This window comes from Bradyrhizobium sp. Unk1, assembly GCF_059512345.1.
The window spans coordinates 1-15,537 of record NZ_JCAMOP010000068.1 but is presented as its reverse complement, the minus strand read 5'-3'; the positions used below and the strand labels follow the sequence as shown (position 1 = coordinate 15,537).

16 protein-coding genes are annotated in these 15,537 nt (G+C 65.0%); 7 read left to right on the top strand and 9 right to left on the bottom strand.

The window, feature by feature from the left end; genetic code table 11:
- Positions 1 to 221: 221 nt before the first annotated feature.
- Both AC5ZFO_RS44185 and ftsE read right to left on the bottom strand, forming a co-directional pair.
- Positions 222 to 1,190, bottom strand: coding sequence for a cell division protein FtsX (locus AC5ZFO_RS44185; RefSeq protein WP_282520502.1), 969 nt, complete (start codon positions 1,188 to 1,190; stop codon positions 222 to 224).
- Positions 1,183 to 1,842, bottom strand: coding sequence for a cell division ATP-binding protein FtsE (ftsE, locus tag AC5ZFO_RS44180; protein ID WP_014491659.1), 660 nt, complete (start codon positions 1,840 to 1,842; stop codon positions 1,183 to 1,185). Before ftsE ends, AC5ZFO_RS44185 begins: the two co-directional genes overlap by 8 nt.
- Before the next feature lie 181 nt (positions 1,843 to 2,023).
- Between ftsE and AC5ZFO_RS44175 the strand changes: the two genes are divergently transcribed.
- Together AC5ZFO_RS44175 and AC5ZFO_RS44170 are read left to right on the top strand one after the other, a co-directional pair.
- On the top strand, positions 2,024 to 2,902 hold the full coding sequence (locus AC5ZFO_RS44175; protein ID WP_282520501.1) for an MJ0042-type zinc finger domain-containing protein: 879 nt from the start codon (positions 2,024 to 2,026) through the stop codon (positions 2,900 to 2,902).
- Between the two features lie 59 nt (positions 2,903 to 2,961).
- Complete coding sequence (locus tag AC5ZFO_RS44170; protein ID WP_282520500.1) at positions 2,962 to 3,336, top strand: response regulator; 375 nt, start codon at positions 2,962 to 2,964, stop codon at positions 3,334 to 3,336.
- Positions 3,337 to 3,490: 154 nt separating this feature from the next.
- Here AC5ZFO_RS44170 and AC5ZFO_RS44165 read toward each other — a convergent pair whose 3' ends face one another.
- Entirely contained in the window at positions 3,491 to 4,579 is a 1,089-nt protein-coding gene (locus AC5ZFO_RS44165) for a Zn-dependent alcohol dehydrogenase (RefSeq protein WP_282520499.1), read from the bottom strand.
- Between the two features lie 44 nt (positions 4,580 to 4,623).
- A complete protein-coding gene (locus tag AC5ZFO_RS44160) occupies positions 4,624 to 6,408 on the bottom strand; it encodes an acyl-CoA dehydrogenase family protein (protein ID WP_282520498.1) in 1,785 nt (594 codons plus the stop codon).
- A gap of 231 nt (positions 6,409 to 6,639) precedes the next feature.
- On the opposite strand from AC5ZFO_RS44160, the gene AC5ZFO_RS44155 reads away from it, so the two are divergent.
- Complete coding sequence (locus AC5ZFO_RS44155) at positions 6,640 to 7,341, top strand: SDR family NAD(P)-dependent oxidoreductase (RefSeq protein WP_282520497.1); 702 nt, start codon at positions 6,640 to 6,642, stop codon at positions 7,339 to 7,341.
- A gap of 123 nt (positions 7,342 to 7,464) precedes the next feature.
- Positions 7,465 to 8,295, top strand: coding sequence for an enoyl-CoA hydratase (locus AC5ZFO_RS44150; protein ID WP_282520496.1), 831 nt, complete (start codon positions 7,465 to 7,467; stop codon positions 8,293 to 8,295).
- Between the two features lie 197 nt (positions 8,296 to 8,492).
- Here the strand turns inward: AC5ZFO_RS44150 and AC5ZFO_RS44145 are convergent, their stop codons facing one another.
- A complete protein-coding gene (locus AC5ZFO_RS44145) occupies positions 8,493 to 9,116 on the bottom strand; it encodes a GNAT family N-acetyltransferase (RefSeq protein WP_282520495.1) in 624 nt (207 codons plus the stop codon).
- A 69-nt stretch (positions 9,117 to 9,185) separates the two neighbouring features.
- Positions 9,186 to 9,389 carry a DUF1127 domain-containing protein gene (locus AC5ZFO_RS44140; protein ID WP_282520494.1) on the bottom strand — a complete coding sequence of 68 codons (204 nt, stop codon included), beginning with the start codon at positions 9,387 to 9,389 and terminating at the stop codon, positions 9,186 to 9,188.
- A gap of 110 nt (positions 9,390 to 9,499) precedes the next feature.
- Here AC5ZFO_RS44140 and AC5ZFO_RS44135 point away from each other — a divergent pair, with 110 nt between their 5' ends.
- Both AC5ZFO_RS44135 and AC5ZFO_RS44130 read left to right on the top strand, forming a co-directional pair.
- The gene (locus AC5ZFO_RS44135) at positions 9,500 to 10,399 is read left to right on the top strand and encodes a transcriptional regulator GcvA (RefSeq protein ID WP_282520493.1); all 900 of its coding nucleotides are present in this window, start codon (positions 9,500 to 9,502) and stop codon (positions 10,397 to 10,399) included.
- A 143-nt stretch (positions 10,400 to 10,542) separates the two neighbouring features.
- Positions 10,543 to 11,868, top strand: coding sequence for an MFS transporter (locus tag AC5ZFO_RS44130; RefSeq protein ID WP_282520492.1), 1,326 nt, complete (start codon positions 10,543 to 10,545; stop codon positions 11,866 to 11,868).
- A gap of 197 nt (positions 11,869 to 12,065) precedes the next feature.
- Here the strand turns inward: AC5ZFO_RS44130 and AC5ZFO_RS44125 are convergent, their stop codons facing one another.
- The 3 genes from AC5ZFO_RS44125 to AC5ZFO_RS44115 are packed head-to-tail and all read right to left on the bottom strand — an operon-like array spanning position 12,066 to position 14,727.
- Positions 12,066 to 12,479 (bottom strand): Rieske (2Fe-2S) protein, encoded by a 414-nt coding sequence (locus AC5ZFO_RS44125; RefSeq protein WP_282520491.1) that lies wholly within the window; start codon positions 12,477 to 12,479, stop codon positions 12,066 to 12,068.
- A gap of 52 nt (positions 12,480 to 12,531) precedes the next feature.
- A complete protein-coding gene (locus tag AC5ZFO_RS44120; protein ID WP_282520490.1) occupies positions 12,532 to 13,644 on the bottom strand; it encodes an amidohydrolase family protein in 1,113 nt (370 codons plus the stop codon).
- A gap of 24 nt (positions 13,645 to 13,668) precedes the next feature.
- The gene (locus tag AC5ZFO_RS44115) at positions 13,669 to 14,727 is read right to left on the bottom strand and encodes an amidohydrolase family protein (RefSeq protein WP_282520489.1); all 1,059 of its coding nucleotides are present in this window, start codon (positions 14,725 to 14,727) and stop codon (positions 13,669 to 13,671) included.
- 141 nt (positions 14,728 to 14,868) lie between these two features.
- Here AC5ZFO_RS44115 and AC5ZFO_RS44110 point away from each other — a divergent pair, with 141 nt between their 5' ends.
- Positions 14,869 to 15,351 (top strand): CinA family protein, encoded by a 483-nt coding sequence (locus AC5ZFO_RS44110; RefSeq protein ID WP_071916839.1) that lies wholly within the window; start codon positions 14,869 to 14,871, stop codon positions 15,349 to 15,351.
- Positions 15,352 to 15,537 lie beyond the last annotated feature (186 nt).

Below are 15,537 nucleotides of genomic sequence, written 5' to 3'. Positions count from 1 at the left end.
CCCCGGATGATTTTAGGACGTTTTGAGGCGAAGTGGAGTCCGGTTTATCGGGCTGCTTCCCCTCTCCCCTTGTGGGAGAGGGTGGCTCGCCGCGAAAGCGGCGAGACGGGTGAGGGGTCTGTCTCCGCGAATACGCCTCGACGTTCGTGCGCGCGGACAGAGCCCCCTCATCCGGCGCTTCGCGCCACCTTCTCCCACAAGGGGAGAAGGAAGAAACCATCTCAATCCACGTCATTCAGCGTCGCGAACAGCGTCTGGCGCGAGGCTACCGCGGTGATGGCGCCGATCAGCACCGCTTGCACGGCGAGCACGATGTAGCCCGACGGCCGCAGCGAGAAGGTGCCGAGCAGGGCTGCGAACTGGTCGCCGACGGGGGTCCCGGAAAACCAGCCGGCGATCGACTCGGAGAAGCCGAACACCAGCATGGCGGCGCCCCCGCCGATCACGCCGCCCTCCAGGCCCAGCCTGAGGAAGTGGCGCAGGAAGCGGTTGGCGATGTACCGGTCGCCGGCGCCGACGAAATGCAGGACCTCGACGATCGGGCGGTTCGCCGCCATGGCGCCGCGGGTCGCGAACGAGACCGAGATGATGGTCGCGATGATGACGAGGGCGAGGATGCCGATGCCGGCGAGCACGGTGGCGTTGGTCATCGAGCGCATCCGCTCGATCCAGGCGCGGTGATCGTCGACGCTGGCGCTTGGGGCGGCCTGGGTCACGCGCGCGCGCAAGGCGCCGAGATCGAGCTGCGTGCCGGGCTGCACGCGCGCGATGATCATGCGCGGCACCGGCAAATCATCCATCGACAGGCCGGTGCCGAGCCAGGGCTCGAGCAGCTTGCCGCTCTCGTCCTTGGTGAACGGCTTGACCTCGATGATGCCGGCCTGCGCGCGGATGGCCTCCGTCACTGCCGCGGTGTCGCGATCGAGATCGCGGCCGGTCTGCGGGCGGACCTGGATGGTGATTTCGCTTGCAACGTCCGACTGCCATTCCGCGGCGGAGGCGCTGACGAGCAGCACCGTGCCCGTGGTCATCGAGGCGAGGAAGGTCATGATGGCGACGACGGCAACCAGCGCGCGGCCGTGGATCGAGGCGCGCGGCACGATCGGCGACATGTTGCGCGCCTTGGGCGGAAGCTGCGGACGCTCCTGTCCGAGATCTACCAGCACGCCGCGGTCGTCGGACCTACTCATAGACGTGCAGCCGCCCTTGGTGCAGCACGAAGCGTCGCGCCTCGTACTGGTCCATCAGGCCGATGTCGTGGGTGGCGATGATGACGGCGGTACCCGATTTGTTGAGCTCGATGAACAGCCGCAGCAGCCGGCGGCCGAGCGTCGGATCGACGCTGCCGGTCGGCTCGTCGGCGAGCAGGAGTTGCGGCCGCGAGATCACGGCGCGCGCGATCGCCGCGCGCTGCTTCTCGCCGCCAGACAGGATCGGCGGCAGCGCGTCCATGCGGTCACCGAGGCCGACCCAGCGCAACAGATCGATCACCTCCTTGCGATAGCTCGACTCGCTGCGGCCCATGACGCGGAATGGCAAGGCGACGTTCTCATAGGTCGTCATGTGGTCGAGCAGGCGGAAGTCCTGGAGCACGATGCCGATGCGCTTGCGCAAATCCGCGATCTCGTCCTTGCCGAGCTGCGAGATGTCGTGGCCGAACAGGTTGACGAGGCCGCGCGTCGGCCGGTGCGACAGGAACAACAGACGCAGCAGCGAGGTCTTGCCGGCGCCGGACGGGCCGGTGAGGAACTGGAAGGAATGCGCCGGAATCTCGAAACTGAGGTCGCGCAGGATCTCCGGCCCCAGTCCGTAACGCAATCCGACATTTTCGAACCGAACCAAGCTCAGCTCCGTTCGAGAGGGGGCGCGGGCCGCGCTGCTGCGCTCCGCCACACGCGATCAACGGGTTTTGCGGCCGTTATGGTTTCCGGTTCGTTAACGGTCGCTCTGTAGCATCTGGGATGCCCGGTTCTCCGCGACCGAAGCATCGTCAAGACCAGTCCGTGCATCAAGGCTCGTGTCCATGCATATCGTCTGCCCCCATTGTACGACATCCTACGCCATCAAGCCCGCGAGCCTGGGGGCGAACGGGCGGACGGTCCGCTGCTCCCGCTGCAAGGAGACCTGGGTCGCCTATGCCGAGGATGCCATCGAGGGGGCGTCCGTCCCGGCCATGGCGGCAGCCAGCCAGGCCGACGACCAGTCCGACCTCGCCGAGCAGTGGAACTCTTACGCCAGGGACGACGGCGCCGCCGACACGCCTGTCGTCGACAGCCCCTCGATCGCCAGCGACTGGCCGGCCGAGGACGCCCAGGAGACCGAGGACGAATGGTCAGCGGCGGCCCGCGCCGCCGAGGATGACGTCGCCGGCGCGCAGCACCAGTCCTGGTTCCGCGGCCTGTTCAGCCGCCGCGGGGCACGGGTGAGGCGCCAGGCCCCCACCGAGGCTCCACGAAAATCCCATTTCGGCCTGCCGACCGCCTGCGCCGCCATGGGCGCGCTGGTGCTGGCGCTGATCATCTGGCGCGGCGACATGGTCCGGCTGCTGCCGCAGACGGCGGCGTTCTACAAGATGGTCGGACTCGAAGTTAATTTGCGCGGGCTGGCGTTCAAGGACGTCAAGCTCTCCAGCGAGACCGTGGACGGTAAGCAGGTGCTGGTGATCGAGGGCGTGATCGTCGGTCAAAGCAAGAAGCCGCTCGATATCCCGCGGCTGCGCTTTGCGGTGCGCGACGCGCAGGGAGCGGAAATCTACGCCTGGAACACCGTGCTGGAGCAGACGGTGCTGCAGCCGGGTGAGCGCGCCTTCTTCCGCTCGCGCCTGGCCTCGCCGCCGCCGGAGGGCCGCAATATCGACGTTCGGTTCTTCAACCGGCGCGACATCGCCGGCGGCAGCGTGTAATCGATTCTGCAGGTCTCGCGAGGAAGGTTGGCCGCGAGGTTGGTCCCAAGGTTGGTCTCATGCCCAAAATCCTGATCGCCGACGACGAGGATTCGATGCGCCAGCTGGTGGCGCGCGCCATCGCCATGGACGGCCACGAGATCGTCACCGCGGAGGACGGCGCCGAGGCACTGGAAATCCTGACCCGCGAGAACGGCGCGTTCGATCTCCTGCTCACCGACATCCAGATGCCGGTGATGGACGGCATCGCGCTGGCGCTCTCCGCCGCGCGCGACTTCCCCGACCTGACCATTTTGCTGATGACCGGCTTTGCCGACCAGCGCGAGCGCGCCTCGAATTTGAACGCGCTGGTGCATGACGTCGTGACCAAGCCGTTCTCGGTCGCCGACATCCGTACCGCGGTTGCCGACGCGCTGGCAGCGAAGAAGACGTAGGGCGCCGCGTACTCCGCTGTCATGCCTCGGCTTGACCGGGGCATCCAGTACGCCGCGGCCTTTCGATTCAATCACTGCCGTCTCTGGAAGACTGCATCGCCCGCCTGCGCGGCCGATGACACGTATCTTGGAGTGGCACCAGCGAGCTCCAGGGCTAGCTGTCAAACACAATCACGCTGCGCAGCGTCTTGCCGGCCTTCATGTTGGCAAAACCCTCGTTGATCTCGCTCAGTTTCAGCTTGGCCGAGATCCAGTCCTCGAGGTGCAGCCTGCCGCGCAGGTAGAAATCGACCAGCCTCGGCATGTCCACGCGAAAATGGTTGGAGCCCATCGAGGAGCCCTGGATCCTGCGCTCGCGCAGGAAGTCGAAGCCGTGCAGCTCGATCTTCTGGCCGAACGGGATCATGCCGACGATGGTGGCCGTGCCGCCGGACGCCAGCATGCCAAAAGCCTGCTCCGCGGTTTCCTTGCGGCCGAGCACCTCGAAGGAATAATGCACGCCGCCATTGGTGAGGTCGCGCACCTGCTTCACGACGTCGCCGTCGGCGGGATTGATGATGTCGGTGGCGCCCAGCTTGGTCGCGAGCTGGAGCTTTGCCGGATTGGTGTCGATGGCGATGATGCGTCCGGCCCCTGCGATCTGCGCGCCGTTGATCGCGGCCATGCCGACACCGCCACAGCCGATCACAGCCACGGTCTCGCCCGCCGTCACCTTGGCCGTGTTCACCACCGCGCCGTAGCCGGTGATGACGCCGCAGCCGATCAGCGCGGCGAGATCGAGCGGCATTTCTTTCCTGATTTTGACGATCGCATTCTCGTGCACCAGCATCTGCTCGGCGAAGGAAGAGAGGTTGAGGAACTGATGCAGCTTCTCCGGCTTCGACCATTGCATCCGGTTGGAAGCGCCCGGCAGCAGCTTCACGGTGGTGTCGGTGCAGAGCACCGTGCGGCCGGTGGTGCAGTTGTCGCAGGTACCGCAGAACACCGACAGGCAGGTGACGACGTGATCGCCCGGCTTCACATAGGTGACGTCGGAGCCGACCTGCTCGACGACGCCGGCGGACTCATGCCCGAGCACCGCGGGCAGCGGATGCGGATACAGGCCTTCCATGAAATGCAGGTCGGAGTGGCAGAGCCCGGCAACCGAAGTTCGGATCAGGACTTCGCGCGGGCCCGGCTTCGGCAGGCTGATGTCCTCGATGACCAGCGGCTGATTGACTTCATAGAGAACGGCGGCCTTCATCGAGAACTCCCTATCGCGTTTTTTGTTTGAGCGTGGCGTGCAGCCTACGCTGCCAGAACCAGTTCGCCAACCTCGCTCATGCCGGCATCGCGATCGCCGAGCAGCAGCGCGCCGATCTTCGCTTGCGCGGCATTTTCCGTCAGCCGGAACGGATCGCTCGGCGACACACGATGATCGATGACGAGGCGCGACAGCAGCAGCCGGCGCGCATCGCCGCGCATCTCGTGGATGCGATGCGCTTCCCAGGCGAGCGCGACCGCGCTTGCGACGTGATAGAGCAGGCTGGTCGCACGCCGCGCATCGGCCTCGTTCTCGGAATTGCCCGCGACCTCGCGCGCGAAGCCGACGGCGCGATCGACGAGACCGCGCAAATTGTCGCGCCAGGCCTGCGGGACCGACGCGCTATCATCGAGCCGCGCGTGCAGATCGGCTGAGAGCGCGGATTCGGCGCCGTGGCGGCCGACCGCGCGCCGGAGCGCATCGATCGCGACGATGTTGCCGGTGCCCTCCCAGACCGAGCCGAGATGCGCATCGCGCAGCAGGCGGGGCGTGGCGAATTCCTCGATATAGCCGATGCCGCCGCGCATCTCGAGCGCGTCGCCGCAAACCTTGCGCGCATCGCGCGTCGCACGGAATTTCAGCGTCGGGGTCAGGATACGCAGCAGCGCCGCCGCCTCCTGGCTGCCAGCCTCGGCGCGGTCGAGTGCGTCGGCGGTCAGAAAACTCATCGACAGCGCCTGCTCGACCGGCAGCATGATCTTCAGCATCTGCCGCCGTCCCAGCGGCAGGTCGATGATGCGCTTGCCGAACACGACGCGGTTCTTCGCCACCGTCATCGCATCATGATAGGCGCGGCGCATCAGCGCGGTGGATTTGACGCCGTTGGAGAGCCGCGACGAGTTCACCATCTCGGCCATCTGGACGAAACCGCGGTCGAGCTTGCCGACCACATAGGCGATCGCGCCTTCGAGCTTGATCTCGCCTGACGCCATCGAGCGCGTGCCGAGCTTGTCCTTCAGGCGCACGATCCGGTAGTGGTTCTGCGAACCGTCGTCGAGGAAGCGCGGCATCAGGAACAGGCCGACGCCGCGCGTGCCGGGGCCGGCGCCTTCGGGACGCGCCAGCAGCATAACGACCTTGGCATCGGCATTCGAGCAGAACCATTTCTCGCCATGGAGGCGCCAATGGTCGCCCTCCTGCACCGCGCGCGTGGTCAGCGTACCGACATCGGAGCCGCCCTCCTTCTCGGTCATGAATTGGCCGCCCTGGGTCAGCTTGCTCATGTCGGTCTGGGTGAGACCGTCGAGATATTTCGCCTTCAGCGCCTCGCTGCCGAAATTCGCCAAGAGCTTTGCGCAGCCGTCGGTGACGTTGATCGGGCAGCCCATACCGAATTCGGTCTGGTTGAACAGGAAGGTGAAGGCGTGTTTTGCCACGACGGGATATTTGTCGGGCCAGCCCATGATGCCCCTGCGGATCGAAAGCGCATGGATGCCGAACTCGCCGAACGCTGCGTTCTCCAATTCGCGATAGGCCGGATGATATTCGATCCACTGCACGTCGCGGCCGAACTTGTCGCGCTGGTGCAGCACCGGCGTGTGCCGGTCGGCGAGCCGCGCGCATTCGTCGAGATGGCCGCCGGCCAATTCGCCGAGGCGATCGAGATGCGGCTCGATGTGACGGAACAGTGTCTCCGGCAGATGAATGCGCAGGAGATCCGTCAGCGCCTGATCGGCGCGATAAAAGTTCATGCCGGACGTATCGGGCGCCAGCAGGCCCGGCTGCTCGGCCGCGACATGTTTCGGCTGCGCTGTGACCGGCTTGTGCATGATCGTCCTCTTCGTTCCCGCCCTGCGAACATTTTGCGCTGTTTTGGCGCTTGCCGCGTTGATTGATGTCGATCATGCTCCAGTCGCGGATAGCGATAAAGCCGCAAATTGTCAGGGAGGCATGATCGCCGTGAAGGAGCAATTCGCTCTGCGGAATTAAGATCGACCCGGCTGGTTGTCCGCGCGGCGGATGCATAGATCAGCGGCTTCCCGTCTCCGAGAGATCACGCCATGGAACATCCGAAATACAAGATCGCCCTCATCGTCGGCGCCGGCGAAGGCCTGAGCGCTTCGCTGGCGCGCCTGCTCTCCACGCAAGGCATCCGCGTCGCGCTGGCCGCGCGCAAGATCGAGAAACTAGGTGCGCTTTGTCGCGAGACCGGCGCCAAGGCCTATGCCTGCAACGCCACCGAGCCTGAGGAGGTCGAGCGGCTGTTCGGCCTGGTCGAACGCGAGATCGGCACGCCCGACCTCGTCGTCTACAACGCCAGCGGCCGCACACGCGGGCCGTTCGTCGATCTCGTTCCGGCCGACGTCGCGCAGGCGATTGCGATCAGCGCCTATGGCGGCTTCCTGGTGGCGCAGCAGGCGGCCAAGCGCATGCTGCCGAACAAGCACGGCGCGATCCTGTTCACCGGCGCCTCGGCGAGCGTCAAGGGCTATGCGCAGTCGGCGTCGTTCGCGATGGGCAAGTTCGCGCTGCGCGGGCTGGCGCAGAGCCTGGCGCGCGAGTTGTCGCCGCAGGGTATCCACATCGCGCACTTCGTGATCGACGGCGGCATTCGCAGCGCGGCGCACGCGGAGCCGGCCGACAAGCCGGATTCGATGCTCGATCCCGACGCGATCGCGCAGAGCTATTGGAACGTGCTGCAGCAGCCGCGCAGCGCCTGGAGCTGGGAGTTGGAGCTGCGGCCCTGGGTGGAGAAGTTTTGAGGCAAGCCGATAACCACACCCGTCATTGCGAGGAGCGAAGCGACGAAGCAATCCAGACTGTCTCGCGGAAAGCTTCTGGATTGCTTCGTTTCGCTCGCAATGACGAAAGAAAAAGGGAGCGACATGTCCACGGAAACCACCATCGATACCGGCACCAATGAACTCCTCTGCGTCATCCGCGACCGCGTCGCGGTGATCACGCTGAACCGGCCGGAGGCGCGCAACGCGCTGTCGGACACCTTGACGCCGGCGCTGCGGACGATGATCCGCACCTGCGGCGAGAGCCCCGATATCGGCGCGCTGCTGATCACCGGCGCGGGGGCGGCCTTCTGTGCCGGCGGCAATGTCAAGGGCATGGGCGCGCATCGCGACCAAGCCAAGCTCGATATGTCCTTTGACGACAAGGTCGCCGATCTCCAGGAACGGCAGCGGCTGCTCACCGGCGCGCTGGTGTCGGTGCGCAAGCCGACCATCGCCGCCCTGCCCGGTCCCGCGGTCGGCGCCGGGCTCGCCATCGCGATGGCCTGCGACATCCGCATCGCCGCGCAATCGGCCTTCGTCGCCACCGGCTACGCCCGCATCGCGCTGAGCGGCGACTACGGCATCGCCTGGCTGCTCACGCGGCTGGTCGGCACCGCGCGGGCCCGCGAGCTGCTGTTCACCGGCGATCGCGTCGACGCCGCGCGTGCCGAGGCCATCGGCCTCGTCAACCGCGTCGTGCCCGACGACAAATTGCAGGCTGAAGCCTTTGCGTTGGCCAAGTCGCTCGCGGAAGGCCCACGCCTGGCGCTGCGCTACATGAAGGACAATCTCGACGAGGCGCTGCTGTTCGATTTCGAGACCGCCCGCGACCACGAAGCCGGACGGCTGATCCGCCTGACCACGACCGCCGATCACAAGGAAGCCGTGCAGGCCTTCATCGAGAAGCGCAAGGCAGTGTTCACGGGGAAGTAGGACGTCCGATCAACATCAGGCGCCGTCATTCCGGGGCGATGCGCAGCATCGAGCCCGGAATCCATCAGGCGACAGTACACGCGGTGAAATGGATTCCGGGCTCGCGCTGCGCGCGCCCCGGAATGACGGGAGGAGAGAGCGGGGAAACCACGAAAAAAAGCCCGGCTCTGGATGACCAGGCCGGGCTCGGAGTGGTGTCAGGCCGAGGCTGAGGGGCTGTCGGCCTGACGGGAAAGGGCGGCGAGGCGCCAGCTCGCGCAGGGAATGTCTTTCGGTGCGACGGCGATCTCCTTGTCGAAGCGCACCAGCTTCCAGTCGTCGGGATGATTGACGAAAGCGAAACCGGATTTGCGGGCGAGCGAGATCATGGTCTCGTTGGAGCGCAGCGTGTCGCCGAACATGTGCTCGGCACCGAGGGCGGCCGCGCGGCATTCGAGATTCTTCATCAGCGCGGTGGCGATGCCGTGGCCGTGCCAGCGGTCGTCGACCGACAGGCCGAACTCCAGTGTGGAAGTCTCGGCATGGAAGGCGTAGCGCGCTTCGGCGACGATGGTCTCGAAGCCGTCGACCATCTTGGTCGCGACGACGGTGAAGCGTTCGCGCGCGCCGACATCGAGGAATTCGCTCAGCAGCCCCTTCGGCAGCTCGCTGATGGCGCCGAAGAAGCGGTTGTAGCGGGAGCGGGTCGCGAGCGAGCGGAAATAGTGCTGAAGCTCCTCGGTGTCGCGCGGTTCGACGAAGCGAACATTGACCGCCTCGCCGTCGCGGGTGCGCAGCGTGTCCGAATATTGCTTCAGATCTTCCAGGCGAAGAGTGCTCATGACACATGCCTAAGAGAAAGAGGGACCGCCAGCGCCCCCACAGTCAGGCGGCGCCGGCCTGGCGGCCAATCAGGCCCGCCAGAAGGGTTTGTCAGCCTCGTAGGCGATGTCGGTCCAGGACAGGCCGACGTCGTGGAGATCGCGGGCCGTCCAGTGGGTCAGCTCACGCCGGGTGCGGTAACGCTCGTGCCAGACGTGTAGCGTTTCGCCAATCTGCTGGATGAGACCAGGCGCATGATGATTTGTCATCGAATTCTGGGTCAAAGTAGACATTTTCAGCTCCTTGAGCTAACTTGACCGCTAATATCTGCTTGCCACCGCGCTGCGACAAACGACAATTTGTACCCCTTCGCATGAAATAACGTCATGCATCCTGCTGCCAGATGACTGCCAGATTGCCCTCCCTGAACGGATTGCGGGCCTTTGAGGCCGCCGCGCGCCATCTCAGCTTCACGCTGGCCGCGTCCGAGCTGAATGTGACCCAGACCGCGATCAGCCATCAGATCCGCCGGCTCGAGGAGGAGCTCGGCATTCGCCTGTTCGTCCGGCAGAACCGCGCGCTGGCGCTGACGCCGGAAGCGCGCGACTATTTGCCGGGCGTCCGCGCCGCCTTCAACGACCTCCGCCTTGCGACCGACCGGCTGCTGCGCAAGGACGACGACAAGGTGCTGACCGTCTCGACGCTGGCATCGCTCGCCGCGAAATGGCTGCTGCCGCGGCTGACCGATTTCCAGGAGCAGCACCCCGGCATCGACGTCCGCATCACCACCTCGACCAGCCTCGTCGATTTCCAGCGCGACAATGTCGATGCCGCGATTCGCTATGGCCGCGGTCAATGGCCGGGCCTGCAGGCCGACTGGCTGATGGCAGACGAGCTGTTTCCGGTGTGCAGTCCGTCGCTGCTGCGCGGCGACAAGCCGCTGCGCCAGCCTGAGGATCTCAAAGGCTATCCGCTGCTGCACACCTCCAATGCCAACAGCGATGACTGGCGGCTGTGGCTGACGGCGGCCGGCCTTCCGGGCGACATCGCCAGGCAGCCCGGCATCACCTTCGACATGATCTTCATGACCATCCAGGCCGCAATCGACGGCATCGGCGTGGCGATGGGCCGGACCTCCTATGTCCAGGACGACATCGCCAAGGGCCGGCTCGTGGTGCCCTTCAAGATCGCGCTGCCGGCCGATGCGGGCTTCTACCTGGTCGCGCCGGAGGGTCGGCGCGAGGCGCCGAAGCTGGCCGCGTTCCGCGAGTGGATGATCGCTGCAACGCAGAATAAAGCCTGAAAAATCATCGGCTTCCGCGGTAAAATCGATTGACTCGCCGCCCCCCGCGCGAGAGGGGTAGGACAGATTGTCGCAGCAGGCAATCTGCTGCCCTGCCGTGAAATGAGTTCCGGTCCGGCCGCGCCTTCCAGGGGAGTAACGTCATGGCTGGACCAGCAACCAATCCGCCCGAGATCAAGTCGCGCGTCGGCGCGATCCTGCGCGCCACCTCCGGCAATTTTCTCGAGCAGTTCGATTTCTTCCTGTTCGGCTTCTATGCCGCCGCGATCGGCAAGGCGTTCTTCCCCTCCACCAACGAGACCGCGTCGCTGCTCAACACTTTCGGCGTGTTCTGGCTCGGCGCCTTGATGCGCCCCGTCGGCGCGATCGTGCTCGGCGCCTACATCGACCGCATCGGCCGCCGCCAGGGCCTGATCGTCACGCTCGGCATCATGGCCATCGGCACCGTCGTGATCGCGTTCTGCCCGAGCTATGCGACCATCGGCATCGCCGCGCCAATCATCGTGCTGATCGGCCGCCTGCTGCAGGGCTTCTCCGCCGGCGTCGAGCTCGGCGGCGTCTCGGTCTATCTCGCGGAAATCTCCACGCCCGGCAATCGCGGCTTCTACACCTCGTTCCAGTCGTCGAGCCAGCAGGTCGCGATCTTCGTGGCCTCGATCCTCGGCTTCATCCTCTCCGAGGTGATGCCGGCCGACACCGTTGCCGCCTGGGGCTGGCGCATTCCCTTCTTCGTCGGCTGCCTGATCATTCCCTTGATCTTCTTCCTGCGGCGGACGCTCGAGGAGACACCGGCCTTCCTCGCCATGAAGAAGCATCCGACCGCGAGCGAGGTGTTCGCCTCCGCGTTCGCGAATTGGCGCATCGTCATCCTCGGCATGATGATCGCGGTCCTGACCACGACGACGTTCTACTTCGTCACCGTGTACACGCCGACCTTCGGCAAGACGGTGCTGAAGCTCTCGACGCAGGACGCACTGCTCGTGACGCTGCTCGTCGCCGTGACCAACTTCTTCTGGAATCCGGTCGGCGGCGCGTTGTCCGACCGCATCGGCCGCAAGCCGGTGCTGCTCGGCATCGCCACATTGGCGCTACTCACCGCCTACCCGGCGCTGTCCTGGCTGGTGGCCGCGCCGACATTCGGCAAGCTGCTCGCCGTCGAGATGATGTTCTCATTCTATTTCGGCATGTACAGCGGCACCATGCTTGGTGCGCTGGTCGAGATCGTGCCCGCGCATGTGCGGACCACCTGCTTCTCGCTCGCCTTCGCGCTCGCCGCCGCGCTGTTCGGCACGTTCACGCCGTTCGCCTCGACCTTGCTGATCGACTACACCGGCAACAAGGCCGCACCCGGTCTTTGGCTGATGTTCGCGGCAGCGCTCGGCATCATCGCCGCGCTGGTCGTGTATCGCGGCGGCGGCAAGGCGGTGCCGACATATGATGCGGTGGCGGAGCCGGTCGCGGGGCATTGATTGTCACTTCGATCATCGTCGCCTCTTACCCTCCCCTGGAGGGGGAGGGTCGGCTCACATTGAGCGCAGCGAAAATGTGAGACGGGGTGGGGCGAAGGTCCCTCCGCGTCGAACGCTGCCCGTGGGGAGAGATCACCCCACCCCGCTCGCGCTGCGCGCGATCGACCCTCCCCCTCCAGGGAGGGTGAAGGGTGCAGCTACAGCTCCACCACCACGTAGTCGCTCTCAATCCGCACCAGAACAGTCTCGGCGACATAGGGCCCCTTCACAACGGCCCCACCCGGCTCGACATGCGCCGGATAGGCCTTCACGCGGAAGCGGCGAGGGTCGCAATAGGACTGGCCGGTGCGGATGTCGAACTCCCAACCGTGCCAGGGGCAGCGGATGATCTCGCCGAGCTTGGTGTATTCGATCTCGCCGGGATCCTTTGATTGCGCGAGCCCGATCAGCGGGCCCTCGCACAGCGCCGCGCCCTGATGCGGGCAGCGGTTCATCAGGCCGAAATACTCGCCCTTGATGTTGAAGACCGCGATCGGCCGTCCGTCGATCTCCAGAAATTTTCGCGTGCCCGGCGGAAGCTCATCCACCGCCGCAATCACGTGCCGCGCCATGCTTATGTCTTCCGCATGATCTGATCGGAAAACCGCTTCACACTTTTCCGGATCATGCGGCAATCCCATAGAGCTTGCGCGCATTGCCGAGATAGAACGCTTCGCGGTTGGCGTCGTTGACGCCCGCCGGCAGCACGCGCGACGGCTCGTCATAGTCCCAATGTGGATAGTCGGTCGCGAACAGCAGTCGGTCCCAGCCGATCCATTTGATGACGTCGAACAGGTCCTCGCGCCGCTCCGGGTCCTCCATCGGCTGCGTGGTCCACCACACCTGCTCGCGGATATATTCCGACGGCGGCCGCTTCACATGCGGCACTTCGCTGCGCAGCCGGTGCCAGACCTTGTCGAGCCGCCAGGCGAGCGACGGGGCCCAGCCGAAGCCGGCCTCGATCATCACCATCTTCAGCTTCGGAAAGCGCTCGAACACGCCTTCCAAGACAAGGCTCGCCAGCGCCGATTGCTGGCACTGCGAGTGGCCCACCATCTCCTCGATGTAATAGGACGGCCAGCCGGACGGCGTGATCGGATTGCCGCCGAAGCCGAAAGCGTGCACGCCGACGGGAAGCCCCGCCTCTTCCGCGGCCTGGTAGATCGGCCAGTAACGGCGCTGGCCGAGCGGCTCGACGTTGCGGCTGAGCAGCAGCACCTGCACGAAATTCTTGTCGCCGGCGCGCTCGCGGATTTCGGCGGCGGCCGACAGGCCGTCCTCATTGCCGACGACAATGGACGCCTTCAGACGCTTGTCCTTGCTGGTCCATTTGTCGATCTGCCAGTCGTTGATCGCCGAGCACAGCGCCGCCGAGAGCTCGTGATTGCGGATGCCCTGCCCGGTGTTGAGCGGATTGAGCACGCCGAGTTCCACGTTGTTGGGATCGAGCAGCTGCTTCTGCATGAAGGACAACGAAGAGCCCTGCGGCCCGCCTTCCGGCGGATAGGCGTCGCGGCGCGATGCGTTGGGCTGGGCCTTCGGATAGGGCGGGCCTTCCATCATGCCTTGATAGGCATGGACGCCGTAGACTTCGAGATGATGCTGCCAGCGTTTGGCCAGATAAGGATAAAGCTCGGTGCGGGTGGCGCGTGCCGGATGGATGTCGCAGTCCGCGATCGCGGCCTTGACGGTCTGTGGGGAAGCGGCTTCTAGGCTCTCGCGGAATTGGACATTCATCGCCTTGCCTCCTTTGGCAGCGGGCTAAGTCAGGCGGGGATAGGTCGCATGCGGGTTTTCGATCATGATCTTGCGCACGAGATCGGGGGAAAGACCTTCGGGCAACGCGTCCTGGCCGTCGAACTGCCAGTGCGGATAGTCGGTGGAGAATAGAACCAATTCGTCGGACTGCATATGATCAAACAGGCGAATTAATGTCTCAGGTTCCGGCGGCACATCAAATGGCTGTAAAGAGAACCGGATGTTGCTGCGCACAATGTCAAGCGGCGCGCGATCGACCCATGGCGTCTCCATCCGCACCCCGCGCCAGAATTTGTGCAGGCGCCAGAGAAAAGGCGAGATCCAGGAGACGCCGGATTCGAGCATCACCATTTTCAGTCGCGGATATTTGACGAACACGCCCTCGACGATCACGCTGGTGAGCTGGGTCTGGAACGCTTGAGCCTGACCGACATAATCCTCGATGTGATAGGAACCCCACCCCACGGCAGTCGGCGGATTGTGATAGGCGGAACCGGCGTGTATCCCGACGGGCAGCTGGAGCCGTTCCGCCGCCTCATAGATCGGCCATAGCGCGCGCTTGCCGAGCGGCGTGTCGCCCATGACCAGCATCAGCACCTGCACGAAGCGGCGATCCTGCGCGCAACGCTCGATCTCGGCGACGGCTTTCTCGACACTTTGCGTGGGGATCACGATCGAACCACGCAGTCGTGAATCGCGATCGAGCCATTCCTTCACCAGCCACTCGTTCAACGCGCGGCAGAAGGCGGCCTGCAAATCTTCCGAAAACACCATCTGCACGCCGTAGAGTGGATTGCAGACGGCGTACGTAAGCTGGAAGGGATCGAGCAGATGGCGCTGCATGTCCTCCAGGCTTGCGCCGGGCTTGCCGGTTTCCGGCCGCCAATCGGGACGCGCCACGATCGGCGAGTTCTGCGGATAGGATTGCGAGACAAGGTCGACCATGCCGCGCGTCGTCACCTGATCGCGCCAATAGTCGTTGAGATACGGCAGCAGGCTGGTCAGATGCGGCACGGCCGGATGCACGTCGCAATCCACCCCGCCGGCGATCAGGGACGCCATCACGTCTCCTTCACGTTTCCTCGTCACGTTTTGTCTTGCCCACCATTCAAGCAGGCCTGCCCGTCGCCCGCAACTCGGCCAAGGCCGCTGTCATATGCTAGGAAGGCACAGCTCCGTTGCTAGGACTGAGAGGTTAGAAGGATGAAAGAGCTCGTCGGCATTGCGGAACAGGTCGCGGCCCGACTAATCGCGCGCAAACAGACCATTGCAGTGGCTGAATCCTCGACCGGCGGCCTGATCTCGGCCAGCTTGCTCGCGGTGCCCGGCGCCTCCGCCTATTTCCTCGGTGGCGCGGTGGTCTACACCCGCGATGCCAGGCGCGTGCTGATGGATATTTCGGACGAAGGAATGAAGGGCTTTCGCTCTTCGTCGGAGCCTTATGCAAAGCTGCTGGCCGAACAGATGCGCAGCCGCTTCGGCTGCGACTGGGGCCTGTCTGAGACCGGCGCCGCCGGCCCCACCGGCAACCGCTACGGCGATGCCGCCGGGCACAGTTGCATGGCGGTCTCGGGACCTGCGGCAGAGGTGATCACGCTGGAGACCGGCAACAACGACCGGTTTGCGAACATGCAGGTGTTTGCTGCCACGGCGCTGAAGCTGTTGCTGAGGAAGCTGGAGGGGTGAACTGCTGCCCTAGCTCGCGTGAGTCGGAACATTCGCCACAAACACTGTTGTCGTCGCCCGGCTTGACCGGGCGATCCAGTATTCCGAGAAAGTCATAGTTGAATCGACAGGCCGCGGCGTACTGGATGCCCCGCCTTCTGTTTAGTCGGGAGACATGGCTGACACCTGTTCGGACACATCACTGAC